The sequence below is a fragment of the Streptomyces sp. NPDC031274 genome (assembly GCF_055570235.1).
The window spans coordinates 48,897-73,706 of record NZ_JBVIHP010000004.1 but is presented as its reverse complement, the minus strand read 5'-3'; the positions used below and the strand labels follow the sequence as shown (position 1 = coordinate 73,706).

24 protein-coding genes are annotated in these 24,810 nt (G+C 72.1%); 21 read left to right on the top strand and 3 right to left on the bottom strand.

Annotated elements, in window-relative coordinates; translation table 11 throughout:
• Positions 1-35 precede the first annotated feature (35 nt).
• Positions 36-1,181, bottom strand: coding sequence for an S-methyl-5-thioribose-1-phosphate isomerase (gene mtnA, locus ACZ5CR_RS08520; RefSeq protein ID WP_468854989.1), 1,146 nt, complete (start codon positions 1,179-1,181; stop codon positions 36-38).
• A gap of 314 nt (positions 1,182-1,495) precedes the next feature.
• Between mtnA and ACZ5CR_RS08515 the strand changes: the two genes are divergently transcribed.
• From ACZ5CR_RS08515 to ACZ5CR_RS08480, 8 genes are all read left to right on the top strand, one after another.
• Entirely contained in the window at positions 1,496-2,572 is a 1,077-nt protein-coding gene (locus ACZ5CR_RS08515; RefSeq protein WP_468854987.1) for a BMP family ABC transporter substrate-binding protein, read from the top strand.
• Entirely contained in the window at positions 2,556-4,238 is a 1,683-nt protein-coding gene (locus tag ACZ5CR_RS08510; protein WP_468854985.1) for an ABC transporter ATP-binding protein, read from the top strand. The genes ACZ5CR_RS08515 and ACZ5CR_RS08510 overlap by 17 nt, the downstream gene beginning before the upstream one ends.
• A gap of 1 nt (position 4,239) precedes the next feature.
• Entirely contained in the window at positions 4,240-5,328 is a 1,089-nt protein-coding gene (locus ACZ5CR_RS08505) for an ABC transporter permease (RefSeq protein WP_468854983.1), read from the top strand.
• Entirely contained in the window at positions 5,325-6,221 is an 897-nt protein-coding gene (locus ACZ5CR_RS08500; RefSeq protein ID WP_468854981.1) for an ABC transporter permease, read from the top strand. Before ACZ5CR_RS08505 ends, ACZ5CR_RS08500 begins: the two co-directional genes overlap by 4 nt.
• The gene (locus ACZ5CR_RS08495) at positions 6,218-6,991 is read left to right on the top strand and encodes a nucleoside phosphorylase (RefSeq protein WP_468854979.1); all 774 of its coding nucleotides are present in this window, start codon (positions 6,218-6,220) and stop codon (positions 6,989-6,991) included. Before ACZ5CR_RS08500 ends, ACZ5CR_RS08495 begins: the two co-directional genes overlap by 4 nt.
• Positions 6,992-7,064: 73 nt before the next feature.
• Positions 7,065-8,465, top strand: coding sequence for an amidohydrolase (locus tag ACZ5CR_RS08490; RefSeq protein ID WP_468854978.1), 1,401 nt, complete (start codon positions 7,065-7,067; stop codon positions 8,463-8,465).
• Positions 8,462-9,100 (top strand): sulfite oxidase-like oxidoreductase, encoded by a 639-nt coding sequence (locus tag ACZ5CR_RS08485; protein ID WP_468854976.1) that lies wholly within the window; start codon positions 8,462-8,464, stop codon positions 9,098-9,100. Before ACZ5CR_RS08490 ends, ACZ5CR_RS08485 begins: the two co-directional genes overlap by 4 nt.
• 40 nt (positions 9,101-9,140) lie before the next feature.
• Positions 9,141-9,887: a ferredoxin reductase gene (locus ACZ5CR_RS08480; RefSeq protein WP_468854974.1), complete on the top strand. Its 747-nt coding sequence runs from the start codon at positions 9,141-9,143 to the stop codon at positions 9,885-9,887.
• Positions 9,888-9,975: 88 nt separating this feature from the next.
• Here the strand turns inward: ACZ5CR_RS08480 and ACZ5CR_RS08475 are convergent, their stop codons facing one another.
• Positions 9,976-11,355 carry an MFS transporter gene (locus tag ACZ5CR_RS08475; protein WP_468854971.1) on the bottom strand — a complete coding sequence of 460 codons (1,380 nt, stop codon included), beginning with the start codon at positions 11,353-11,355 and terminating at the stop codon, positions 9,976-9,978.
• A 406-nt stretch (positions 11,356-11,761) separates the two neighbouring features.
• Here ACZ5CR_RS08475 and ACZ5CR_RS08470 point away from each other — a divergent pair, with 406 nt between their 5' ends.
• Genes ACZ5CR_RS08470 through ACZ5CR_RS08420 form a run of 11 tightly spaced genes read left to right on the top strand, consistent with a single transcriptional unit; the run spans position 11,762 to position 22,089 of the window.
• The gene (locus ACZ5CR_RS08470; RefSeq protein WP_468854969.1) at positions 11,762-13,249 is read left to right on the top strand and encodes an aldehyde dehydrogenase; all 1,488 of its coding nucleotides are present in this window, start codon (positions 11,762-11,764) and stop codon (positions 13,247-13,249) included.
• A 31-nt stretch (positions 13,250-13,280) separates the two neighbouring features.
• The gene (locus tag ACZ5CR_RS08465; RefSeq protein ID WP_468854967.1) at positions 13,281-14,267 is read left to right on the top strand and encodes a VOC family protein; all 987 of its coding nucleotides are present in this window, start codon (positions 13,281-13,283) and stop codon (positions 14,265-14,267) included.
• Positions 14,264-15,061 carry an aspartate dehydrogenase domain-containing protein gene (locus ACZ5CR_RS08460; protein ID WP_468854965.1) on the top strand — a complete coding sequence of 266 codons (798 nt, stop codon included), beginning with the start codon at positions 14,264-14,266 and terminating at the stop codon, positions 15,059-15,061. The genes ACZ5CR_RS08465 and ACZ5CR_RS08460 overlap by 4 nt, the downstream gene beginning before the upstream one ends.
• Positions 15,058-15,846 carry an alpha/beta fold hydrolase gene (locus ACZ5CR_RS08455; protein WP_468854963.1) on the top strand — a complete coding sequence of 263 codons (789 nt, stop codon included), beginning with the start codon at positions 15,058-15,060 and terminating at the stop codon, positions 15,844-15,846. The genes ACZ5CR_RS08460 and ACZ5CR_RS08455 overlap by 4 nt, the downstream gene beginning before the upstream one ends.
• A 14-nt stretch (positions 15,847-15,860) precedes the next feature.
• The gene (locus ACZ5CR_RS08450; RefSeq protein WP_468854961.1) at positions 15,861-16,382 is read left to right on the top strand and encodes a cupin domain-containing protein; all 522 of its coding nucleotides are present in this window, start codon (positions 15,861-15,863) and stop codon (positions 16,380-16,382) included.
• A complete protein-coding gene (locus ACZ5CR_RS08445) occupies positions 16,375-17,115 on the top strand; it encodes an SDR family oxidoreductase (protein WP_468854958.1) in 741 nt (246 codons plus the stop codon). The genes ACZ5CR_RS08450 and ACZ5CR_RS08445 overlap by 8 nt, the downstream gene beginning before the upstream one ends.
• A gap of 19 nt (positions 17,116-17,134) precedes the next feature.
• Positions 17,135-17,920: an SDR family oxidoreductase gene (locus tag ACZ5CR_RS08440; protein ID WP_468854955.1), complete on the top strand. Its 786-nt coding sequence runs from the start codon at positions 17,135-17,137 to the stop codon at positions 17,918-17,920.
• A 48-nt stretch (positions 17,921-17,968) separates the two neighbouring features.
• Positions 17,969-19,855: a thiamine pyrophosphate-binding protein gene (locus ACZ5CR_RS08435; protein WP_468854952.1), complete on the top strand. Its 1,887-nt coding sequence runs from the start codon at positions 17,969-17,971 to the stop codon at positions 19,853-19,855.
• Positions 19,856-19,868: 13 nt separating this feature from the next.
• Positions 19,869-20,828, top strand: a complete 960-nt coding sequence (locus ACZ5CR_RS08430; protein ID WP_468854949.1) for a PDR/VanB family oxidoreductase — start codon at positions 19,869-19,871, stop codon at positions 20,826-20,828.
• Between the two features lie 20 nt (positions 20,829-20,848).
• Positions 20,849-21,073 carry a recombinase-like helix-turn-helix domain-containing protein gene (locus ACZ5CR_RS08425; protein ID WP_468854946.1) on the top strand — a complete coding sequence of 75 codons (225 nt, stop codon included), beginning with the start codon at positions 20,849-20,851 and terminating at the stop codon, positions 21,071-21,073.
• A 5-nt stretch (positions 21,074-21,078) separates the two neighbouring features.
• Complete coding sequence (locus tag ACZ5CR_RS08420; RefSeq protein WP_468854944.1) at positions 21,079-22,089, top strand: Rieske 2Fe-2S domain-containing protein; 1,011 nt, start codon at positions 21,079-21,081, stop codon at positions 22,087-22,089.
• On the opposite strand, the gene ACZ5CR_RS08415 is transcribed toward ACZ5CR_RS08420, so the two are convergent.
• Positions 22,071-22,613: a MarR family winged helix-turn-helix transcriptional regulator gene (locus tag ACZ5CR_RS08415; RefSeq protein ID WP_468854942.1), complete on the bottom strand. Its 543-nt coding sequence runs from the start codon at positions 22,611-22,613 to the stop codon at positions 22,071-22,073. The genes ACZ5CR_RS08420 and ACZ5CR_RS08415 overlap by 19 nt on opposite strands.
• 156 nt (positions 22,614-22,769) lie before the next feature.
• Here ACZ5CR_RS08415 and ACZ5CR_RS08410 point away from each other — a divergent pair, with 156 nt between their 5' ends.
• Positions 22,770-23,441 (top strand): FadR/GntR family transcriptional regulator, encoded by a 672-nt coding sequence (locus ACZ5CR_RS08410; protein ID WP_135332691.1) that lies wholly within the window; start codon positions 22,770-22,772, stop codon positions 23,439-23,441.
• Positions 23,442-23,581: 140 nt separating this feature from the next.
• Positions 23,582-24,682 carry a PAC2 family protein gene (locus tag ACZ5CR_RS08405; protein WP_468854940.1) on the top strand — a complete coding sequence of 367 codons (1,101 nt, stop codon included), beginning with the start codon at positions 23,582-23,584 and terminating at the stop codon, positions 24,680-24,682.
• Positions 24,683-24,810 lie beyond the last annotated feature (128 nt).

Below are 24,810 nucleotides of genomic sequence, written 5' to 3'. Positions count from 1 at the left end.
GCGGCTCCGCCGCGTGGCGTGCCCGCGCCCCGGGCCTATCTGGGGGTCCGACCCAGACCCCGCTCCTCAAACGCCGGTGGGGCTGCATCTCTCAGTCCCACCGTCGGCAACTCCCCCGCCCCCACCTCCAGCACACCCCGCTCCGTCACGAGCCCCGTCACCAAGGAACCCGGCGTCACGTCGAAGGCGGGGTTGTGGCCCCGCGACCCCGCCGGAGCGGTCCGCACCCCACCCCACTCCAGGACCTCCTCCTCGCCCCGCAGTTCGATGTGGATGTCAGAGCCCGTCGCCGTGGCGAGATCCACCGTCGTGGTGGGCGCGGCCACCACGAACGGGATCCCCGCGTACGCGCACGCGAGGGCGATCCCCACCGTGCCCACCTTGTTCGCCGTGTCCCCGTTCGCGGCGATCCGGTCGGCGCCGACGATCGCCGCGTCCACCTCACCCCGCAGGATCGTGCCCGCGGCCGCCCCGTCCGCCTGGACGAAGTGCGGTATCCCCTCCTGCACCAGCTCCCACGCGGTGAGCCGCGCACCCTGGAGCAGGGGGCGGGTCTCATCGGCGTACACGGTCTCCAGGCGTCCGCGGCCGTGCAGTTCGCGTATGACGCCCAGCGCCGTGCCCCACCCCGCCGTGGCGAGCGCACCCGTGTTGCAGTGGGTGAGGATCCGCAACGGCCGGTCCGCGGACACGCGCTTCAGGAGCCAGTCCGCCCCGAACGCGCCCATCGCGTGGTTCGCTTCCAGGTCCTCGCGCACGATCGCGTCCGCCTCCGCGAGCACCGCGGACAGACCGGCGTCGATGAGCGGGGCGACCCGGTCCACGCACACCATGAGGTTCACCGCGGTGGGCCGCGCCGCACGCACCCGCGCGACCTCCGCGTCGAGGCGTGCCCGGCCCCAACCCTCGCGCTCGCCCTGCGCCATGGCGAGTGCGACGCCGTATCCGCCGGCCGCACCGATCGCGGGGGCGCCACGGACCACCAAGCGCACGATCGCGTCGATCAGCTGGTCGACGGTCGTGACGTCGAGACGCTCCAAGGCGTGCGGGAGCGCGGTCTGGTCGATGAGGGAGAGGGACGGCGCGCCACCCTCCACGGCCGCCGTCCACGTGACGGCTCGCAGGTCCTGGCTGCTCATGTGCTTGCTCAACTCCGGGAGAACGGGGGCGTTCGCGGCCATGCGGGGAGGGGTGCCGCCACCGTACCTGACCTGCTCGAACCATATTTCGAGACGTTCGTGCAGCCGTCCGAAATCCGGTGCTACCCTCACCGCCACCCAGGACGGATCGACCCACGGTGCGAGGAGGACGGCCATGAAATCCCAGCGGACCGCTGGCTCCATGCGCTGCCCCGCCGTGACCGACGGCCGCCGCATGTGCCGCTGTCGCCGCTGTTGTCGCTGAGCGACTCCGGCCCTCCAGCTCTCAAGCCCCGCACGTCCGACCTCCCCGCCACCGCCTGGGCTACCAGGCTCCTTCGAGAAGGCGCTCCCGTATGTCCATGCCCCTGCGCAAGTCGCTTCGCGTATCCCGTCGTACGTCCCTTCGGCTGTCCTCGATCGTCGTCGGCGCCGCTCTTCTCGCCACCGGCTGCAACGCCGCGGCGAAGAAGGGCGGTTCGGACGGCGGCGGAGCCGATGGAGCCAAGGCGTTCACGCTCGTCACGCCCGACCCGGTGGCCCAGAACGAGTTCCTCAAGCTGGCCGTCAGCGGGGTGAAGTCGGCGGCGAAGGCGCAGGACGCCGGGGCCCCGAAGGTCTTCCAGAGCAGTGACCCGGCCTCGCGGCAGCAGAACGTGCAGTCGGCCGTGGACTCCGCGCCCGACGTCATCGCACTCGTCGGGTTCGAGTTCGCCGACATCGCGGCACAGCAGGCCGAGGCACATCCCGACCAGCAGTTCCTGCTCGTCGACGCGTGCACGAAGAAGACGTACGAGAACGTCACCTGTGCGGTCTTCCGCGAGCACGAGGCGGTGTACCTCGCGGGCGCCGAGGCCGGGCTGCTCACCAGGAGCAAGAAGGTCGGAGCCGTCGTCGTCCTCGACTCTGTGCAGTTCCGGCGCTACAGCGAGCCGTTCGCGGCCGGTGCGAAGAAGGTGGAGGCGGCGGCCAGGTCCCGCACGCTCTTCGTCGGCGGGCAGTCCCCGTTCAGTGACGCGGCGCGTGCCAAGGACCAGGCCTCGACGCTCGGTTCGGGCGGGGCCGACCAGGTGATGGCGGCCGCCGCGGGCGGCAACACCGGTGTGTTCCAGGCCGCGAAGGCCAAGGGCTTCGAGGCGTACGGCGTCGACGCGAACCAGTGCCTCACAAGTCCGGGGGCCGTCGTCGACAACGTACTGAAGAAGACCGATGTCGCCGTCGAGAAGGGCATCGCGCAGATCCTGAAGGGCAAGGGCGGCACCACGGTGTCGTACGGCCTCAAGGAGGGCGGCATGTCACTGACCGGTCTTGAGCCCGGGCTCGCGGACTCCAAGTGCCTGATCGCCGACCACAAGGACGTGTTGAAGCGCGTCGAGTCGCTGCGGGACGACATCGTCGCGGGGAAGCTGAAGGTCAATGACCCCGCGGCCTGAGTCCAGCACCGCCGCCCCCGCGGTGGAGCTGCGGGGCATCACCAAGGAGTACCCCGGCACCCTCGCCAACGACCGGGTGGATCTGACCGTCGCGCGCGGTGAGATCCACGCCCTGATGGGCGAGAACGGCGCGGGCAAGTCGACGCTGATGTCCGTGCTCTACGGTCTTCAGCGGCCGGACGCCGGGCAGATCCTGCTCGACGGTCGCGAGCGCACGTTCGCCAGTCCGAGCGAGGCGATCGCGGCGGGCCTCGGCATGGTGCACCAGAGCTTCAAGCTGTTCCCGTCCTTCACGGTCGCCGAGAACGTCGTGTACGCCGCCGAGCCGCGCCGATTCGGTCTGACGGACCGGCGGGAGGCCGTGCGCCGGGTGGGTGCGCTCGCGGAGGAGCACGGGCTCACCGTGGACCCGGCGGCGAAAGTCGGGGACCTGCCGGTGGGCGTGCGCCAGCGCGTGGAGATCCTCAAACTTCTCTACCGCGGCGCTCGTACGCTGATCCTCGACGAGCCGACCGCCGTCCTGACCCCGGCGGAGGCCGACGCCCTGTTCGGCGTCCTTCGCTCCCTGGCCGACGACGGGCGCACGGTCCTCCTCGTCACGCACAAACTGCGTGAGGTGATCGAGGGCAGCGACGCGGTGACCGTCCTGCGGGACGGTCGAGTCGCGGCGCGGATGCGGACCGCCGACACCAGCGCGGACGGGATCGCCGCGGCGATGACGGGGCGCGCGGTGGAGCTCGACCGCGCGCATCCGCCGGGTGCGCCGGGCGGCGAGGTCCTGTCGGTCGAATCCGTTTCGACGGACGCGGTGCGCGAGGTGACGCTCTCCGTCCGGGCGGGCGAGATCGTGGGCATCGCGGGAGTGGCGGGCAACGGTCAGAGTGAACTCGTCGAGGCCATCGCCGGGTTGCGCCCGGTGTCCGGCGGCCGGGTCACGCTCTCCGGCCGGGACATCACGGACGCCTCGGCTGCGGGGCGCCGGGCGGCGGGTATCTCGTACGTCCCCGAGGACCGCGTGGCGGTCGGCACGGCGCCGGGGGCGACGATCGCCGAGAACCTGGCGATGGGCCACCACCGGGGGCACGGCCTCCTGCGCCCCGCCTGGTTCCGTGAGCACGCGCGCGTGCTGATCGACCGCTTCGGCATCAAGACGGCCTCGTCCCGCCACACGGCGGGCTCGCTGTCCGGGGGCAATCTGCAGAAGCTAGTGATCGGCCGTGAACTCGCCCACCAATCACCCCTGTTGATCGTCGAGCAGCCCACCCGAGGCGTCGACATCGGCGCCATCCAGACGATCCACGACCAGCTGATCGCGCACCGCGACGCGGGCCACGCGATCCTGATGGTCTCGGCCGAACTGAGCGAGATCCGGGGCCTGTCCGACCGTGTCCTGGTGATGTACGAGGGCCGGGTGGCCGCGGAGTACGCGCGTGCGGAAGCGGACGAGCGCACCCTCGGGCTCGCGATGGCGGGCGGGGCCGGTTCGGGCCGCAGCGCCGAAGGAACCGCGGGAACCGGCTCGCACACCGCGCCCGGCACTGTCGCCGCCGGTGCACCGGGCGCTTCCTCCGCCCCGCCCGAGCCTGACAGCGGTCCCGCGTCCGGCCCGGACCTTCCGCCTCCCCGCGACAGCGGTCGGCCCGTCCCGTCGAAGGAGGCTCCCTGACATGGGCGCCACGATCCGCTCCCTCGGCGGCCGGAGCCTGCGCTCCCCCGCTCTGCACTCCGTCGTCGCCGCTGTCCTCGTCGGCGCACTCTTCCTGATCGGGACGGGCGCCGATCCCGTCGGGGCGTACGGCTCCGTCGTCAGTGGCGCGCTCGGGCCCGACGGCATCGGGTCCACGCTCACCACCGGGACCAGCGTCATCGGCCTCGCCGTCGCGCTCGCGATCCCCATGCGGGCGGGGCTGCTCAACCTCGGCGGGGACGGGCAGTTGGTGCTGGGCGGGATCGCCGCCGCTGCCACCGGGCTCTACTCGCCGTTGCCCGCGCCGCTGACCGTCGTCGCCTCGCTGCTCGCGGGGATGGCGGCAGGCGCCGCCTACGCCGCGCTCGCCGCCGTGTGCCAGAACCGGTTCGGGGTGCCGCTGCTCGTCAGCAGTCTGCTGCTCGGGTATCCGGCGATGTCCTTCGCCTCCTACCTCGCGCGTTTTCCGCTCAAGGAGGAGGGGTCGAGCCTTCCGCAGACCCGGCGGCTGCCGGACGGGGTCGAGCTGCCCGCGTTCGGGTCGTCGACCGTCACCGTCGGACTGCTCCTCGTGGCGGTCGCGGTCGCCGTCTTCCTGTTCGCCGACGCCCGTACCGCCACCGGCTACGAGATCCGCATGACGGGTCTCAATCCGCGCTTCGCCGCGTACGCGGGGGTCGACAGGCCCCGGCTCACGCTGCGGCTCATGGCGCTCTCCGGCGCCGTCGCGGGCCTGGTGGGCGCCGTCGGCGTGCTCAGCTTCCCCTACCGCTTCATCGACGGTTCGCTGACCGCGGCCGGGCACACCTGGACCGGCCTCACGGCCGCGCTCCTGGCCGCAGCCGCGCCCATCGGGACCGCCGTCGCCGCCCTGTTCTTCGCGGCGCTCGAAGTGGGCGGGCTCGCCATGGAGCGGACCACCGAGGTGCCGCGCGAGCTGACCCAGGTCCTGCAAGCCGTCGTCATCGTCTTTCTGGCGGCCCGGCTGAACCTGACGTGGCGACGGGCGAGGAAGAAGCCCGACGGCGCGCCGGAGCCCACCGACACCAAGGAAGTGAGCGTGCGATGAGCATCGACTCCGCGCTGTTCCACTCGGCGCTCCTGGCCCTCACCCCGATCCTCCTCGCCGCACTCGGCGGCGCGATCTGCGAGCGCGCGGGCGTCTTCAACATCGGCCTCGAAGGCATGATGCTGATCGGCTGCTTCAGCGGCGTCGCGGGCAGCTGGTTCACCGGGAGCGCCTGGCTCGGTGTCGTGTTCGCCGCCCTCGCGTCGGCCGCGTACTCGATGATCCTGGCCGTCGGGACGATCTCGCTGCGCGGGGACGCCGTCGTCCTCGGCGTCGCGCTCAACCTCCTCGCGGTCGGCCTGACCGGCTTCCTGCTGCGTACGGTCTTCGGCGTCCAGGGCACCTTCTCCGATCCGGGTCTTGCCGGGCTCGACGGCATCGACGTCCCGTTCGTCGGGGCGGCCTTGTCCGGGCACTCCGCACTCGTGTACCTCTCGTGGGCCGCCGTCGCGGTGGCGGCGCTCTTCCTCGCCCGCCACCCCTGGGGCCTTCGTCTGCGCGGCGTCGGCGAGGCGCCCGACGCGGCGGCGACGCTGGGTGTGAGCCCGGCGAAGTACCAGTACGCCGCCGTTCTGACGTCCGGTGTCCTGTGCGGTCTCGCGGGCGCCCAACTCGCTCTCGGCAACGTCACGTTGTTCTCCGAGAACATGACGGCCGGGCGTGGTTGGATCGCCGTGGTGGCCGTGATGCTGGGCCGCGCCCTGCCGCTCGGCGTCCTGCTCGCCGGGCTGCTCTTCGGCATCGCGGAGGCCGTCGGCTTCCGTCTCCAGGGGCTCGGCATGCCGCAACAGGCGACCGACGCGGCCCCGTACGTGGTGACCCTGGCCGCCCTCTTCCTGTCCACGGCGCGCAGGCGCCGCCGCAAGACGCCCCTGGTAGGAGCACCTTCATGACGACCGACGCCCGCACACTCACCGACGCGCTGCCCATCACCCGCGTTCCCCGCACCGGCCTGCCCACCCGCGCGGTCGTCGTCGGCGACCCGGCGCGCGCCGGCGCCGTCGCCGATCTCCTGGACGACGCGAAGGAGGTGTCGTACCACCGCGAGTACCGCACCTTCACCGGCACCTGGCAGGGCATCCCGGTCGTCGTCGCCTCGCACGGCGTCGGCGCCCCCGGCGCGATCCTGCTCTTCCAGGAGCTCGCGGAGGCGGGCGTCACCACCATCCTGCGGCTCGGCACCGCGGGCGCGATCCGCCCCGGCATCCGCGACGGCGACCTGGTCATCGCGGACGCGGCGGTGCGCGACGACGGCGTGACGCAGCAGCTGATCCCCGCCGAGTACCCGGCCTTCGCGGCTCCCGAGGCGGTCATCGCGCTCCAGCGTGCGGCCCGCGCTGCCGACGCCCCCCACCACCGCGGCGTGGTGTGGACGCGGGCCGCGTTCCAGCCGGGCTTCCTGCCGCTGTCCGGCGAGGTCTACGCGGCCGCCGGGATCGCGGCCATCGAGATGGAGCTCTCAGCGCTGTACGTCTTCGCCTCCACGCACGGCCTCACGGCGGGCGGCGCGCTCGTCGTGGACGGCGCCAACGCCGACGAACTCGTCGACGAGGAAGCCACCGGTGGCTACAACCCGCACCGGGACGTGGTGGCCGAGGGAGTCGACCGTGGCGCCCGGATAGCCTTGGACGCCCTGCGCCTGCTGGCCTCCACGGAGCACTGAGCGAAGCCCTGAGCGGAGCCCTGAGCCGTACGCGAACCGACCGCCTCGAACCACCTCACGGAGCACTGAAGCGATGCACCCCACTGACCTGCCGGCCCAGGACCGGGGCGGCTCCATAGATCTCCTGGTCCACGGCGGCGACGTCCTCACCGTCGACGCGTCAGGCACCGTCGTGGAGCACGGGGCCGTCGCCGTGCGCGACGGGCGGATCGTCGAGGTCGGCCCGGCCGAGCGGCTGCGCTCCGCCTATGAGGCGGCCGACGAGTTGGACGCCCGCGGCTGCCTCGTCCTGCCCGGCCTCATCAACACGCACACCCACCTGGCGATGACCCTCTTCCGCGGCATCGCGGACGACGTCACGCTCCAGGGCTTCCTGGCCCGCGTGATCCCGGCCGAGGCGGAGCAGCTCTCCCCTCGGACGGTGACGGCGGGCATCCGGGGCGCGATCGCCGAGTCCGTGCGCGGCGGGGTCACCACCGCGCTCGACATGTACTGGTTCCACGAGGCGGCCGAGGCCGTGGCCCGCGACGCGGGGTGGCGCCTCCTGACGGGCCCCACGTTCATGGACGTACCGGGCCCGCCGGACGGCCGCGCCTACGCCGACCGGCTCGGCTGGGCCGCGGCCGACCTGGCCGCCCGCACCCCGGCGCCGGGCACGCGCCCGGTCCTCTTCGCCCACTCGGCGTACACCCTGGGTCCCGAGCAGCTGACGGCGATCAGCGCGCTGGCCCGCGAGCACGGCGCCCTGCTGCACCTGCACGCCGCCGAGAACGCGGGCGAGGTGGAGATGGTCACCGAGCAGCACGGGATGCGGCCCGTGGAGCTGCTCGACTCGCTCGGTGTGCTCGGCCCCGACACGCTGCTCGCACACGCGGTCGACCTCACGGACGCCGAGATCGAGACCATCGCCCGCACCGGCACGGCGATCGCGCACTGCCCGGTGTCGAACCTGAAACTGGGCTGCGGCATCGCGCGCGTCCCCGACCTGCTCGACGCGGGCGTCACGGTGGGCCTGGGCACGGACGGCGCGGTGAGTTCCAACACGCTCGACCTGCTCGGCGCGGTGAAGCTCGCGGCGCTCGTGCACAAGGCGGGCGGCGACCCTACGGCGGTCGGTGCCGAGCAGGCCGTACGGATGGCGACCATCGAATCCGCGCGGGCCCTCGGCCTCGGCGACCAGCTGGGTTCCCTGGAGGCGGGCAAGCGCGCGGACCTGATCGTCCTCGACCTCTCCCGGCCGCATCTCACACCGCGGCACGACCCGTGGTCGATGCTGGCGTACGCGGCGGCGTCCTCTGACGTCAGGGACACGGTCGTCGACGGTCGTGTCCTGATGCGGGACCGTACGCTGGAGACAGTGGACGAGCAGCGCGCGCTGCGAGCCCTGCGGGACGCGGCGGCCGCCGCGGCACCGAGCGCGTCCGAAACGGAATCAAGCACCTCAAGCACCTCCGAAGTGGCAAGCACCGTATGACCATCGAACCCACCCCCATGACCGTCGAGCCCACGCGCGGCTTCACCGGCCGCGCCCGGGCCGCCGACCGCGACCCGCGGCTGCCTCCCGGGCAGTACGACGCGGCGGACGGCTGGCCCGTCCTGTCCGCCGAGGTGACGCCCGAGCTCACGTCCGCGGACTGGACGTTCCGCGTGGACGGTCTCGTCACGTCCCCGCGGACCTGGACGTGGGACGAGGCGCACGCGCTGCCCGCGTCCGAGTACCGCGGCGACATCCACTGCGTGACCAGCTGGTCCAAGTTCGGGGTGCGCTTCGGCGGGGTGAGCCTGGACGCGTTCCTGACCGCCGCGGGGCCGCGCCCGGAGGCCACACACGTCGTCGCGTACTCGTACACGGGCTACACCACGAGCCTCCCGCTCTGCGATGTGACGGACGGGAAGGCGTGGATCGTCTGGGAGTACGGGGACGGCCCGCTGCCTCCCGAGCACGGTGGCCCGGCGCGCCTGATCGTCCCCCACCTCTACTTCTGGAAGAGCGCGAAGTGGGTCGCGGGCCTGCGGCTCCTGGACCACGACGAGCCGGGCTTCTGGGAGCAGAACGGCTACCACCCCCGGGGAAATCCCTGGCGGGAGGAGCGTTACTCCGGTGACTGAGACTGGGACTGGGACTGTGGCTAGGACTGAGACTGGGACTGTGGCTGGGACTTTCGTGCCCCCGACGCGGTTCGCCGTGCCCGGGCGGATCGCGGTGAGCAATCGCGCGGCGGCGGAGTGGCAGCGGGCCGTGGTGGTGGCCGTCCGGCGCGAGAACGCGGCCGGCACGGTGTCGAGCTTCCGCCTGAAGGTGCCCGACTGGCAGGGGCATCTGCCGGGCCAGCACCTGATGCTGCGACTCACCGCGCCGGACGGATACGTGGCCCAGCGCCACTACTCGATCGCTTCAGCTCCTGACGAGGGCGGCGAGATCGAGCTGACCCTGGACCACGTGCCGGGCGGCGAGGTCTCCGGCCATCTGCACACGGTCGCCCGCGTAGGCGACGTGGTGGAGGTGCGGGGTCCGCTGTCCGGGTTCTTCGCCTGGCCCGGGGACCGTCCCGCGCTGCTCCTCGGGGCGGGCTCCGGTGTGGTGCCGCTGATGTCGATGCTGCGGCAGTGGCGGGGGGCCGGGCGTCCGGTGCCGCTGCGGCTCGTCGTCTCCGCGCGTACGCCGGAGGATCTGATCTACCCGGACGAGTACGGCGACGAGACCACGGTCGTGTTCACGCGCAGGGAGGGCAGGCTGAGCGCCGAGCACCTGGCGCCGCTGCTCGGCGCGGCTCAGCCCGAGGGGGGCTGGGAGGCGTACATCTGCGGGTCGAACGGGTTCGCCGAGCACGCGTCGCGCCTGCTGGTCGCCGGGGGCCAGCCGGTTGACCGGATCCGCATCGAGCGGTTCGGGTAGGGGATGCCTCGAACGTGTCACAGCCGGGAAGGGGCGGGGGCGGAGTCGGGGAGATGAAGCCCGCTGCGGGCGCCCCCGCCCACCCCGCCTACGGCGAAACCTCCTCCAACCGCCGCCCCGCCGTCTCCTCCGCCCCGAGGGCAGCCACGACACAACCGGCCACGGCAACCGCCCCCAGCATCACGAACACCGTGGGCACACTCCCGCCCGCGTACACGGCCCCCACCACGATCGGGCCGAGAATGACGCCGAGCCGGTTCATCGCCCCGCCCACGCTGCTCCCCAACGCCCGCATCCGCGTCGGAAAGAGCTCCGGCGTGTACAGGTACAGGCAGATGTTGGAGCCGAAGAAGAAGACCGCCGCCAGTGAGGTCCACACCAGGACCTGAACCGGCGTACCCGCACCCACCGCCGCGAGCCCCACCAGCATCACCGCCGCCCCTCCCAGACACCCGGCGATGACCTTCCGCCGCCCCACGCGGTCGACCGTGAGCGCGGCGACGAGGCAGCCGAGCAGGCCCGCGCAGGACGTGACCGTCGAGTAGAGGAGCGCGTCCGAGAGGGAGAGGTCGTAGCGGTTCTGGTAGATCGTCGGGAGCCAGGACGTGATGCCGTAGTTGACGAAGTAGCCGGTGAACCAGAGCACGCCGATCACCAGCGTCCGGCGCCGGTAGCGGCCGGTGAAGAGGCCGCGCAGTCCGGACGCGGCTTCCCCGGGGGCCGCGACGGGCAGCGCCTCCGGAACGGGCGGCAAGGGTTTCCCCGTGATCCGTTCGACCTCTGCCTCGATCCCGCTCATCACCTCGGCCGCCTCATCGGACCTGCCGTGGTCCGCCAGCCACCGCGGCGACTCGGGGACCTTCCGCTGTACGAGGATGCAGAGCAGACCCGGCAGCGCGGCAAGGGCGTACATCCAGCGCCAGCCGAGAATCGGCACCACCCAGGCCGCGACCAGCGCGCCCACGGTGAGACCCGCCGGGAACACCAGCTCGTAGAGGAGGACGAAGCGGCCACGCTGGTGGCTGCGGGTGATCTCGGCGATGAAGGTCGCCGCCACCGGCACCTCACCCCCGATCGCCAGGCCCTGGACGAACCTCAGGGCCATGAAGGATTCGGGCGACGTGGCGAAGGAGAGGGCCAGGTTGGCGACGCTGGACACCGCCACGCACAGCGCGATGACCTTCACCCGGCCGATCCGGTCCGCGAGCCGCCCGGAGAGCAACGCGCCGATCAGCATGCCGATCGAGCCGACGGTGAGCAGCAGCGTCGCGGCGGACGTGCTGAGGTCCCACTCCTGGCGCAGTCCGGGCAGGGCGTAGGCGATCAGGAGCTGGTCGAAGGCCTCGAAGAAGGTGACCGCGCCCACGATGAGCCGGACGGTGACGTGCCAGCGGCACAGAGGGAGCCGTTCGAAGCGGGCGGCAATGGCGGCCCGGACCGCTCGGTCCGGGGAAGCATCGATCGTCATGCGGGAACTCCGCTGCTGAGGGGGCGGGGGCGGACGAGCGGGGGATGCGACCGGCCACGGCGTCTGGGGAAACCCGGGCCAAGAAGCGGGTAAGCGCAAAGTTTCTAAGGGCTTAAGTTGTACCGCCCCGGCACCGGAGCACGTCAAGAGCCTGCGCAGGGGAAATCGATGAAGAGTGCTCCTCCTCCGGGTCTTGCGCTCCAGATATTTAAGCCCTTAGATTTCTAGCGCTTACCGAAGAACGTCGGGCGACCGCCTCGGTCCGGGGCTCAAGTCCCGCCCAGCCACGGCTAAGCCACGCTCGGCCACGCCCAAGCCACGCCCGGCCGCGGTCAAGTCCCGTCCGGCCACGCCCGGCCACGCCCAAGTTCCGTCCCGTCCCATCCCGTCCCGCCAGGAGGCCTCCATGCTCCGCATCCCAGCCGACGAAGCACTCATCGCGGGCGAGTGGCGACGCGGCGCGGGCGCCCCCGCAGACACCGTCGACCCGGCCACGGGGCACGTCATCGCCACCGTCCACGCGGTCTCCCTCGACGAGGTCGCCGAAGCGGCGCGGGGAGCGGCCGCCGCCGCGGCGGACCCGCGCTGGCGCGGCCTCCTGCCCCACCGGCGCGCCCTGCTCCTGCACCGCGTCGCCGAGTTGATCGAGGCGTCCACGGACGAGCTCGCCGCCCTGCAGACCGCCGACACCGGCAAGGCGCTCACCGAGACCCGCGCCCTGGTGGGCAGCGCGGCGGCCACCTTCCGCTACACGGCCGCCGCCCTGGAGACCACCGAGGAGGCGATCACTCCCTCGCGCGGCGACTACGTGACGCTGAGCGTCTACGAGCCGATCGGCGTCGTCGGCGCGATCAACCCCTGGAACTCACCGGTCGCCAGCGACGCCCAGAAGCTCGCCCCCGCGCTCGCGGGCGGCAACGCGGTCCTGCTCAAGCCCGCCGAGTGGACCCCGCTCGTCTCCCTCGCGCTCGGCCGCCTCATCACCCGCGCCCTGGACGAACTCGACCTTCCCGCGGGCCTGTTGTCCGTCCTCACCGGGCGCGGCAGCCTCGTCGGGGACGCGATCGTCCGCGATCCGCACGTCGGCAAGGTCACCTTCACCGGGGGCACGAGCACGGGCCGCACGCTCGCGCACGCGGCCGCCGAGAAGCTGATGCCCCTCTCGCTCGAACTGGGCGGCAAGTCACCGACGGTCGTCCTCGCCGACGCCGACGTGGAACAGGCCCTGGCCGGAGTGATGTTCGGCGTCTTCTCCTCCAGCGGGCAGTCCTGCGTCGCGGGGTCACGGCTCTTCGTCGCGCGTGAGCTCTACGAGGAGTTCGTGGGTGAACTGGTCCGGCGTGTGCGGAAGTTGCGGGTCGGGCCCGGCACCTCCCCCGACACCCAGGTAGCCCCGCTCGTCCACCACACGCACCGGGACTCCGTCGCCTCGTACGTCGATCTCGCCCGCGAGGAAGGGGCACGGGTGCTGTGCGGTGGCGGCGTACCGGAGGGCTCGGAGTACCGGGACGGGGCGTACTACCTGCCCACCGTCCTGGACGGGCTCCCGAACGCATCGCGGACCTGCCAGGAGGAGATCTTCGGGCCCGTCCTCGTCGCGCTGCCCTTCGACGACGAGGACGATCTCGTGCGCCAGGCCAACTCCAGTGTCTACGGCCTCGCCTGCGGCATCTGGACCCGTGACCACCGCGCCGCCTGGCGGATCGCGCGGCGCGTCGACGCGGGCACCGTCTGGATCAACACCTACAAGCAGTTCAGCATCGCCACGCCCTTCGGCGGCATGAAGGAGAGCGGCCTCGGCCGCGAGAAGGGCCGCGACGGCATCCGCGCCCATCAGCGCCAGAAGTCCCTGTACTGGGGCACCTCCGACGCGCCTCTCCCCTGGGCCAACTGAACCCCGTACCTCAGGAGCTCTGCTGCAGGCCATGTCCCACCCCCTCATCACCCGAGCCGGTCCCACCACTCCACCCCCCGTCGCCCGACCCCCGATCGCCCGCCTCCGCGCCCTGCGCTCCGTCGAACTCCTCACCCCCTCCTTCACCGAGGCGGCCGACTTCTACCAGGAGGTCTGGGGCCTGGAGACCGTCGAGGCCGAGCGCGGCACCGCCGCGTGGCTGCGCGGCACCGGCGCCGAGCACCACGCCCTCCAGCTCACCCGCGCCGACCGCACGGGCCTCGGCAAGCTCTCCTTCGCGGTGGGCACACCCGCCGAGGTCGACGAGGCCGCCCGCAGGCTCCTCGCGCGCGGCATCACGCCGGTCGCCGGGCCGGGACCGCTCGACCAGGTCGGCGGCGGCTACGGCCTGCGCTTCACCGACCCCGAGCACCGTCTGATCGAGATCAGCGCCGAGGTCCACGCGGTGGCGCCGCGCGGCCGGGACGGCGCCGTACCGGTCGGCGTCACGCACGCGGTGCTCAACACGGCGGACATCGACGCCTCCGTCGCCTTCTACCGCGAGATGCTCGGCCTTCGCGTCTCCGACTGGTCCGAGCACCAGATGGCGTTCCTGCGCTGCAACGCCGATCACCACTGCATCGCCTTCAACCAGGCCCCGTGGGCCTCGCTCAACCACGTGGCGTACGAGATGAGTTCGGTCGACCACTTCATGCGGGGCCTCGGCCGGCTCAGGCACCACGGCATCGATCCGCAGTGGGGCCCTGGACGGCACGGCCCCGGCAACAACACCTTCTCCTACTTCACCGACCCCTCCGGGCTCGTCTGCGAGTACACGTCCGAGGTCGCGCAGATCGTCGAGGACGCGTGGATCGCCCGCGTCTGGCGGCGGATCCCCGAGCTGTCCGACCTGTGGGGCACGGCCGGGCCGCCCTCGAAGGAGATCCGCTGCCACATGGCGGGATCGCCCGATCCCGGCCCGCTGTCCCCCCGGAACGAACTGGAGGTCCAGGCATGAGCGCCGTACGCAAGGTCGGCATCGTCGGCTGGGGGGCGATCGGCCGTGTCGTCGGAACCGCACTCGCCGAACACCGGTTCACCGGGGCCGAGTTGACGTGCCTCGTCGACAACCGTGCGCTCGGTGACAGCGCTCCCGCGCCGCAGGTCTCCTTCGACGAGGCCATGGAGCGCTGCGATCTCATCGTGGAGGCGGCGGGCCAAGGGGTCGTACGGGAATGGGGCGAGCGCGTCCTCACCTCCGGGACCGATCTGCTGATCGCCTCGACCGGCGCGCTCACCGACGAGGAGCTCGCCGAACGGCTCCTGTCCGCGGGGCCCGGCCGGGTCTACTTCACCGCAGGCGCGGTCGGCGGCCTCGATCTGCTCCAGGCGGTGCGCTCGCTCGGCCCGCTCGACGAGGTGCGCCTCACCACCACGAAGCTGCCGTCCACGCTCGAACAGCCCTGGATGGGCGAGGAGTTGCTGTCCCGGATGCGGACGGCGACCGGCCCGGTCGAGGTCCTGTCCGGGACCGCGCGCGACGTCCCCGTGAAGTTCCCGAGGTCGACGAACGTCGCGGCGTCGGTCGCCCTCGCCGTCGGCGACCTGGACGCTGTGCGGGTCCAGGTCGTCGCCGATCCCGGCGCCCACCACACCCGGCATGTCGTCGAGGCGTCCGGCGCGCACGGCACGTACCGCTTCGAGGTCGCGCATCTGCCCGACCCGGACAACCCGGCGACCAGCCAGGTCGTGCCGTACGCGGTCCTGCGCAGCCTCGCGGCGCTCGCGGGACGGTCGGGGCAGATCCTGTGACCGCCGCCGTCCACGTCGAGGAGGCGGGATCCGCCGGGCCGCTCCTGCTCTGCCTGCACGGCATCGGCTCCTCGTCCGCGGCCTTCGCACCGCAGCTCGCCGAGCTGTCCGCGTACGTGAGAGTCGTGGCCTGGGACGCTCCCGGATACGCCAAGTCAGCTGACCCGGAAGGGCCGTTGGACCTGGACGGCTTCGCGGACGCGGCGGCCGCCCTCATCCGGGAGCGCGGCACGAGCGCCCACGTCCTCGGTGTCTCGTGGGGCGGGGTGATCGCGCTGCGGCTGGCGGCCCGGCACCCCGAGCTGGTCGACTCGCTGATCGTCGCGGACTCCAGCGCCGGCTCAGGCACCGACCCCGCGAAGGCCGACGCCATGCGGCAGCGGGCCGCCGACCTTGCGGAACTCGGGCCGCGGGCGTTCGCCGAACGGCGCGGGCCCCGGCTCGTCTCGCCGGACGCGCCCCCTCAGCTCGTCCAGCGGGTCGTCGACACCATGGCCGCGTCCGTGCGCCTGCCCGGATACGCGTACGCCGCCGAGTCCATGGCCGCCGCCGATCTGCGCCCCGAGATCCCCTCCCTCACCGCTCCCGCCCTCGTCCTCTGCGGCGACCAGGACCGGGTCACCGGCGTCGAGGCCTCACAGGCCATCGCCGGAGCCCTGCACAGAACCGCCTACGTGATCGTCAAGGACGCCGGTCACCTGGCCAACCAGGAGCGGCCCGAGGCCTTCAACGCCTGGGTCCTCTCCCACCTCCGCATCACCGCCCGCATCCCCGAACACCTCTGAGAAGGAGCCCCTCCATGCCTCTGACCACCACCGAGTACGACAACGGCGGCGACCTCGGCAAGTACACCGACTCGCTGATCGCCACCAAGGAGTCCCGTGTCGCGGACTTCAGCACGCTGTCCTTCCAGGAGAAGGCGGGCCCGCAGTACCGCCGCGGGCAGATCCGTTACGTCGGCTCCGGCGCGACCGGCAACCACGAGAACGACAGCCGCATCCTGCCGTCCGGCGGCTTCACCTTCTCCAACATGCTGCTCCCGCCGGGCGCCGAGGGCCCCGAGCACACCCACCACGACGTCGAGGAGGCCTTCTTCGTCCTGGAGGGGCAGGTCAGGGTGGGCATCCACCGGGGCTCCGGCGAGGCCGAGTACCGCACGCTCGGCTACCGCGACATGATCGTCGTCCCGGCGGGCGTGGCGCGCTCCCTGAAGAACGAGGGCGACACCGACGCGCTCTTCTGCGTCGTCATCGGCACGCGGAAGCCGCAGGTGCCGACGTACCCCGAGCACTCGCCGATGCACGGCGTCACCCGTGACTGACGACCGCACCGTCGTCATCACCGGCGCGGGCCGTGGCCTGGGACTCGCCATGGCCCGCCGGGTGGGCGAGGACGGCTTCCGGGTCGTCGTCGCGGAGGTGGACGAGGCGCGGGGCGGTGAGGCCGCCGCCGAGCTTCGCGCGGAGGGCCTGGACGCCCACTTCGTACGGTGCGATGTGGCGGACCCGGCGTCGGTCGATGAACTGGCGCGCGCCGTGGGCGACTTGGGACCGCTGTACGGCCTGGTCAACAATGCCGCGCTCGCCAACGGCGTCGGCGGCAAGGAGTTCCAGGACATCGACGTCGAGGTGTGGGACCGCTTGATGGCGGTCAACGCCCGCAGCCCGTGGCTGGTCGCCAAGGCCCTCCACCCGCTCTTCCACGCGCCGGGGCGGATCGTCAACATCGCCTCGGACGCGGCCCTTTACGGATCGCCGCGCCTGGCCCACTACATCGCCTCCAAGGGCGCGGTCATCGCGCTGACCCGGGCGATGGCGCGCGAGCTCGGCGAGAAGGGCATCACCGTGAACGCGGTGGCGCCCGGCCTGACCGAGGTCGAGGCCACCGAGACGGTGCCTGTCGAGCGGCACGCGCTCTACCGGGACAACCGGGCGATCTCGCGCCCGCAGCAGCCGGACGACCTCGTCGGGCTCGTCTCCTTCCTCCTCTCCGAGGAGTCCCGCTATCTGACCGGACAGGTGATCGCCGTCAACGGCGGCTTCACCATGAACTGACGTAACGGAGCTTCTAGTTATGGATCTGGGTCTCTCCGGCCGGACCGTCCTGGTCACCGGCGGCAGCTCGGGCGTCGGCCTGGCCACGGTCCGCGCCCTGCTCGACGAGGGCGCGCGCGTCGCGACCTGCGGGCGTGACGCCGGCCGCCTCGCGAAGGCGGCGGCAGGACTCGGCGGCGGCGACCGCCTCCTCACCGGCGTGTGCGACGTACGCGACGCGGACGCCGTGCGGGAGTTCACCGAGCGCGCGGCCGACACCTTCGGCTCGGTCGACGGGCTCGTCAACAACGCGGGGCAGTCCCGTATGAAGGGCCTGGACGACTCGACCGCGGAGGACTGGCGCGACGAGCTGGAACTGAAGTTCGCCGGCGTCCTCAACCCCCTGCACGCCGCACGGCCGCACCTGGCGGCTTCCGACGCGGCGAGCGTCGTCAACGTCAACGCGGTCCTCGCCAAGCAGCCCGAACCCCGGCTCATCACCACGAGCGCGGCCCGCGCGGGCATCCTCAACCTCTCCAAGTCCCTGGCCACGGAGCTCGCCCCGCAAGGCATCCGCGTCAACTCGGTCTGCCTGGGCCTGATCGACACCGGCCAGTGGACCCGCCGTTACGCGGCTGCCGGGTCCGGTCTCGGTTACGAGGAGTGGCAGGCCGCTCTCGCGGCGGACCGCGGCATCGCCCTCGGGCGGCTCGGCCGCGCGGAGGAGGTCGCGTACGCGATCGTCGCGCTGCTCTCGCCCCGCGCCTCGTACACCACCGGCACCAGCATCGACGTCTGCGGCGGCGTCGGCCGCGGCATCCTCTGAGGAGCTCACCCCATGCCACCCACGCCATCCATGCCACCCATGCCACCCATGCCGTCCACGCCCTACGCCACCGGCGGCGATCTCCTCGTCGCCGTCCTGCGGGAACTCGGCATCGACACGGTCTTCGGGATCGTCAGCGTGCACAATCTGCCGCTGGTCGAGGCGGTCGACCGGGAGCTGCGCTTCGTGCCGGTACGCCACGAGGCGACCGCCGTGAACGCCGCCGACGCCTACGGCCGTGCGCGCGGCTCCCTGGGCTGCGCGCTCACCTCGACGGGCACCGGCGCGGGCAACGCGGCGGGTTCCCTGGTCGAGGCGCTGAGCGCGGGCACGTCCGTCCTGCACGTCACCGGTCAGGTGGAGGCCGAGTTCCTGGGCAGCGGCCGGGGCTTCATCCACGAGACGAAGGACCAGCTGGGCATGCTCGGGGCGGTGTCCAAGTACGCCGCGACGGTGCCGTCCACCGACGCGGCGGGCCGGATCCTGCGCGAGGCGGCGCGGGCGGCGCTGACGGATCCGGGCGGCCCGGCGAGCGTGGAGTGGCCGGTGGATCTGCAGTACGCGGCCCAGACTGACCCGGAGAGCCCTGCGAGCGCACCCCCGGCCGACCCGACCGGCGCGGAACCGGCGCGCGCACCGGCCGCTGACGCGGCCACGCGGGATCGCGTGCGGGCGGAAGGCGAACCGGCGACCACCGCAACACCCCGGCCCACCGCTGCGGACCACACGGCGGACGCGGGCCGGGAGGCCACCGGCTCCCCCGCGACGCCTGGGTCCTCCGATGCGCCCTTCCCGGCACTCGCGGACCGCAGCCCAGTGGCCGCTCCGGCGCCGTTCGGGGCCCAGCGCTCCAGTCACCCGCTTCCCGCCGAAGGTGAACTGGCCTCCGCTCAAATCCTTCTGGCCGCCGCTCGGCGCCCCGTCATCTGGGCCGGTGGCGGCGCCACCCGTGCGCGCGGCGAGCTGGCCGAGCTGCTCCACGCCACCGGCGCGGGGCTGCTCACCTCCAACTCCGGCCGTGGCTCGGTGCCCGAGGACCACCCGCAGGTGATCGGAAACTTCGCCACCACCCCGGCCGTCCGGGCCCTCCTCGCGGACGCGGACCTGCTCCTGACCGTCGGCACGCACTTCCGGTCCAACGAGACCGCCGACTACGGACTCACGCTCCCCGATGCACACATCCAGGTCGACATCGACGCCGCCGCCCTCGGCCGCGTCTACCCGGCCCTCCACGCCCTGCACGGTCACGCGCCCGACGTGCTCGCGGCTCTGCTGCCGCACGCCCGCCGGGCCGACGAGAGCTGGACGCGACGTGTCGCGGCCGTCCGCGAGGACGTCCGTGCCACCCTGCACGACAACATCGGCCCCCAGGCCGCGATCTGCGACGCCATCCGTGCCGCGCTGCCCCGCGAGGCGGTCGTCGCCCGCGACGTGACCATCCCGTCAAGCAGCTGGGGCAACCGGCTCCTGGAGATGTACGACCCCCGCGACAACGTCTTTCCGCGCGGCGGCGGCATCGGGCAGGGGCTCGGCATGGGCATCGGCGCGGCGCTCGCGCGGCCGGACGCGCCCACCGTCGTCCTCGCGGGGGACGGCGGGCTCGCCGTCCACCTGGGGGAACTCCTCACGCTCGCCCAGGAGCGGCCCCGGCTGACCCTGATCGTCTTCAACGACGGGGGGTACGGGGTGCTCCGCAACATGCAGGACCGCTACAGCGAGCGCCGCTCCGGAGTCGATCTCGCCACGCCCGACTTCGAACTCCTGGCCGGGGCGTGCGGTCTCGCCTACGCCAGGATCGCCGCCGAGGAGCACGCCCACCCCGTGATCAGCCACGCCGTCGCCTCCGACGGGCCGACCCTCGTCGAGGTCGACCTGGCCCGGCTCGGACCGATGAAGAACCCGTTCACCCCGCCCGTCAAGATCCCCGGCCAGTGAGGAGGACCCCACCATGAACGACCCCACTACGGACGAGAGCGAACTCACGCTCCTTGTGCGCCGCATGACCTGGGAGGCGGACGGAGTCCTCTCCGTCGAGCTCGCCCACCCGGACGGCAAGCCGCTGCCCGCGTGGACCCCCGGCGCGCACCTCGACCTCCACACCGGCGGTCACGTACGCCAGTACAGCCTGTGCGGCGACCCGCGGAACGTGTCCACGTACCGCATCGGGGTCCTCAACGAGGCTTCCTCGCGCGGCGGTTCACGGCACGTGCACACCACGCTACGGCCCGGCCAGACGGTCACCGCGTCCGAGCCGCGCAACCACTTCGCGCTGGAGGACGCGCCCGGCTACCTCTTCGTCGCGGGCGGCATCGGTGTCACTCCGCTCCTCGCGATGGCGCGCGACGCGGCACGGCGCGGGGCCGACTGGCGCATGGTGTACGGCGGGCGCACCCGGGGATCGATGGCGTTCACCGACGAGCTGGGCGAACTGGCCGAATCGGGCGGTGACGTGACCGTCGTACCGCAGGACGAGCACGGCCACATCGACCTCGCGACGGCGCTCGACGGACTGCCCGACGGCGCGCTCGTGTACTGCTGCGGCCCTGAACCGCTGCTCGCCGCCGTGGAGGCGCTCTGCCCGGCCGAACGGCTGCGCGTGGAGCGGTTCGCCGCGCCCGTCGTGGAGCGGGCCGGGGACGACTCCGCGTTCGAGGTGGAGTGCCGCCGCTCCGGCGTGACCCTCTCCGTCGACGCCGACACGTCCATCCTGCGGGCCGCCGAGACCGCGGGCCTGAGTGTCACCAGCTCCTGCCAGGAAGGCATCTGCGGCAGCTGCGAGACCCGCGTGCTCGGCGGCACGCCCGACCACCGCGACTTCCTGCTCAGCGAGGCCGAGCACGCCGCGAACGCCTCGATGATGATCTGCGTATCGCGCTGCGCGTCCGGCCCTCTCGTCCTCGACCTGTGATCCCCCACCGGAGGCAACAAGTGACCACCACCTGGCCGTACCTGCACGTCCACCAGTCCCGGACACACGAGCCGACCCCCTACGAGTACAAGCTCGCCGCCACCCTCGAAGAGGTGTTCACCAAGGAAGGCCATGAACTTCCCGATGTCGTACGCGGCTTGAACGCCCGTCAGGTTCCCGCGCCCGGCGGCGACCAGTGGACCGAAGAGTCCTTCCGTGCCGAGATGACCCGACTGGGAGCGTGACCCCGATGACCACCCTTACCGCGAGCGCCGACCACATCTACGCCACCGGCCTGCGCAACCAATGGCACCCCGTCGTCCCCTCGGACTTCGTCGCCCCCGGCGCCATGCGCAAGGTCACCGCCCTCGGCGAGCAGTGGCTGCTCTTCCGCCGCTCGGACGGCGCCCTGTCGATGCTGGCCGACCGCTGCCCGCACCGCGGCGCGCCGCTGTCCCTGGGGAAGCACCTGGGCGACCGGGTGGCCTGCTGGTACCACGGCGTGGAGATCGAGACCGACGGCACCGTCTCCTCCGTACCGGGACTGCCGGGGTGCAATCTGGAGGGCAAGAAACTCGTCGCGTCGCTGCCCGTACGGGAGATCGGCGGCGCGATCCTCGCCTACTTCGGCGACGAGCGGCACCCGGAGCCCGCCGAACTCGTGCTGCCCGAGCCGCTCACCGACCCCGACGTCGACGCGATCCTCTGTTACGCGGAGTGGAACGGCCCCTGGCGGTTCGCGGTGGAGAACCTCCTCGACCCGATGCACGGCGCCTTCCTGCACCACGAGTCGCACACGATGTTCGACGGCGACACCACCGCCAAGTTCCGCATCAGGGAGACGGACCGCGGCTACTTCTTCGAGAAGACCGACCAGCGGGGCGTCAACTTCGACTGGGTGGAGCTGTGCCGCACCGGTGTCGACTGGGTGGACCTGACCATTCCGTACCCGCCGTCGGCAGGCCCCGGGGGCCCGTTCGGGATCGTCGGCATGGTCTGCCCTGTCGACGAGAACCGCACCGGCGTCTTCTTCTGGCGCTACCGGCGCGTCCAGGGCTGGCAGCGCGACACCTGGCGCTTCCTCTACAAGACCCTCATCGAGGAACGCCACTGGCAGGTGCTCGAACAGGACCGGGTGATGCTGGAGGCGATGCCCGCCGACGCCGACCAGCGCGAGAACCTCTACCAGCACGACCTGGGTGTGGTCCGGCTGCGCCGGATGTACCGCGCGGAGGCTCAGGCTCAGGCCTCCGGCTCGTGAGGTTCGTCGGAGTCGGTGATGGACCGCTCCAGCTTGGACATCAGACGGGCCAGCTGGCGGCACTCGGCCGGGGTGAGTCCGCCGAGCATCCGGCGTTCGTTGTCGAGATGCTCGGTGAACACCTCGTCGATCTTGGCGAGGCCCGTGTCGGTGAGCCGTGAGTAGACGACGCGGCGGTCCTCCGCGTCGCGCTCGCGCACGATGAGACCGTCCTTCTCCAGGCGGTCGATGCGCAGCGTCACCCCCGCCGACGAGACGAGGCCGGAGTCGGCGAGCTGGCCCGCCGTGAGCCGGTAGGGCGCCCCGGCCCTGCGCAGCGCGGTCAGCACGTCGAACCCCGCGACCGCGAGGCCGTGCCGCTCGATCGCGGTGGTGAGCCTGGTGTTGTAGCGCAGGAAGGTCCGGTGCAGCCGCGCCAGGACCTCGAGCGGCGCGGTGTCGAGCTCCGGCCGCTCTCTCGCCCAGTCCTCGATGATCGATGCGACCGCGTCCCGCTGGGCCCCCGCCGACTTCTTACCCGTCATGTGCCGTAGCCTCCCTCTCGCCCGCGCCGTGGTCAGTAAGGAAATCTTAGCGCTGAGAGAAATACGTATTCGGCGGACCCACGTGCACGACAGTCCAGGAACACGCCATAATCATCCGATACATCGGATGTCTTCTGTCTTGCGAGGCGAGGTCCCATGGCTGTCACCGACGAGGCCATCGAAAAGATCAAGGGCATGATCGTCTCCGGCGCCCTGCGCCCCGGCGACCGGCTCCCCAAAGAGAGTGAACTCGCCGCCGACCTGGGCCTTTCACGCAACTCGCTGCGCGAGGCGGTGCGCGCCCTCTCCCTGATCCGCATCCTCGACGTACGGCAGGGCGACGGCACGTACGTCACGAGCCTGGACCCGCAGCTGCTTCTCGAAGCCCTGAGCTTCGTCGTCGACTTCCACCGCGACGACACGGTCCTGGAGTTCCTCGCGGTGCGCCGCATCCTGGAGCCGGCCGCCACGGCCATGGCCAGCGTCCACATCACCGAGGCCGAACTCGACGTGCTGACGGCGCAGTTGGACGCCCTGGGGGCGGCACCCTCAGTGGAGGAACTGGTCGCCTGCGACCTGGAGTTCCACCGCGGCATCGTGCAGTCGTCCGGCAACTCGGTGCTCTGCTCGCTCCTCGACGGCCTCTCCGGACCCACCACACGGGCCCGTGTCTGGCGCGGGCTCACCCAGGAGGACGCGGTCAGCCGCACCCTGCACGAGCACCGCGCGATCCTCACCGCCCTGCGCGACCGCGACGCCGAAGCGGCCAGGTCGTGGGCGACGGTGCACATCGCGAGCGTGGAGCAGTGGCTGCGCTCGACGCTGTGAAGCACCCCCTCCGTGGGAGTGCGCGGGCCTCTCGCGGGGCAGTGATCCGGTCATTGAAGCCCACGCGAGGGGGCTGCGGAGGGCCCCGCCGGAAGCCGTAAGGTTGGGTCGTACATAAAGGACGTCGGAAGGAGGCCTGGGTGATCGAGCTCGAGGGAGTTCCCGAGCTGGTCGACCCGGTCATGGTGGCCGCGTTCGAGGGCTGGAACGACGCCGGCGACGCCGCCTCCACCGCGGTCGCGCATCTCGACAAGGAGTGGAAGGGCGAGGTATTCGCGGCGCTGGACGCCGAGGACTACTACGACTTCCAGGTCAACCGCCCCACGGTCTTCCTGGAAGGCGGCGTCCGCAAGATCACCTGGCCGACGACCCGGCTCTCGGTGGTCCGCGTGGGCGGTGACAAGCCGCGCGACCTCGTACTGGTCCGCGGGATCGAGCCGTCGATGCGCTGGCGCTCGTTCTGCAACGAGATCCTCGGCTTCGCGCACGAGCTGGGCGTGGAGCTGGTGGTGATCCTGGGCGCGCTGCTCGGTGACACCCCGCACACGCGCCCCGTCCCGGTCAGCGGCGTCACCTCCGACCCGGATCTGGCCCGCACCATGGACCTGGAGGAGACGAAGTACGAAGGCCCGACGGGAATCGTCGGCATTCTCCAGGAGGCGTGCACGCACGCGGGCGTCCCCGCGGTGAGCCTGTGGGCGGCCGTCCCGCACTACGTGTCGCAGCCGCCGAACCCGAAGGCCACGCTCGCGCTCCTGAACCGCCTCGAAGACCTCATCGGCCTGCGGATCCCCCTCGGCGATCTCGCCGAGGACGCGCGCGCCTGGCAGGTGGGCGTGGACCAGCTGGCGGCCGAGGACAGCGAGGTCGCCGAGTACGTCCAGTCCCTTGAGGAGGCGCGGGACACGGCCGAGCTGCCCGAGGCGACCGGTGAGGCGATCGCCCGTGAGTTCGAGCGTTATCTGCGGCGGCGCGACGGCGGCGGTCCTCCGCAGCCCGGTGGCCACGCCACGGAGGGCGGTGACGCGACCTCGTACCTGCGCGACAGCCAGGGCGGCGACCGCACACGGCCGCCGAAGCCGCAGGCGCGCCCGGACGCGGAGCCGGGGACGGGTCCGGGATCGGGGACTGGCCCGGGATCGGGGACGGGTCCCGGATCGAGCCCGGGAACAGGGACGGGAACAGGTCCGGACGAGGAGAACAGCGGCGATTCCGGACCGTCTGATTCCTCCGAGGACTGACTGGAGCGAAGAGCGGAACACCACGTGGGGGGGGGGGGGGGGAGGGGGGGGCTCGCCCACCTGTTGGTATATCTTTTCGTTCCTCTTCTTGTGTTTTATCTCTGTCCGATCCTCCTGACGTAGCGGCG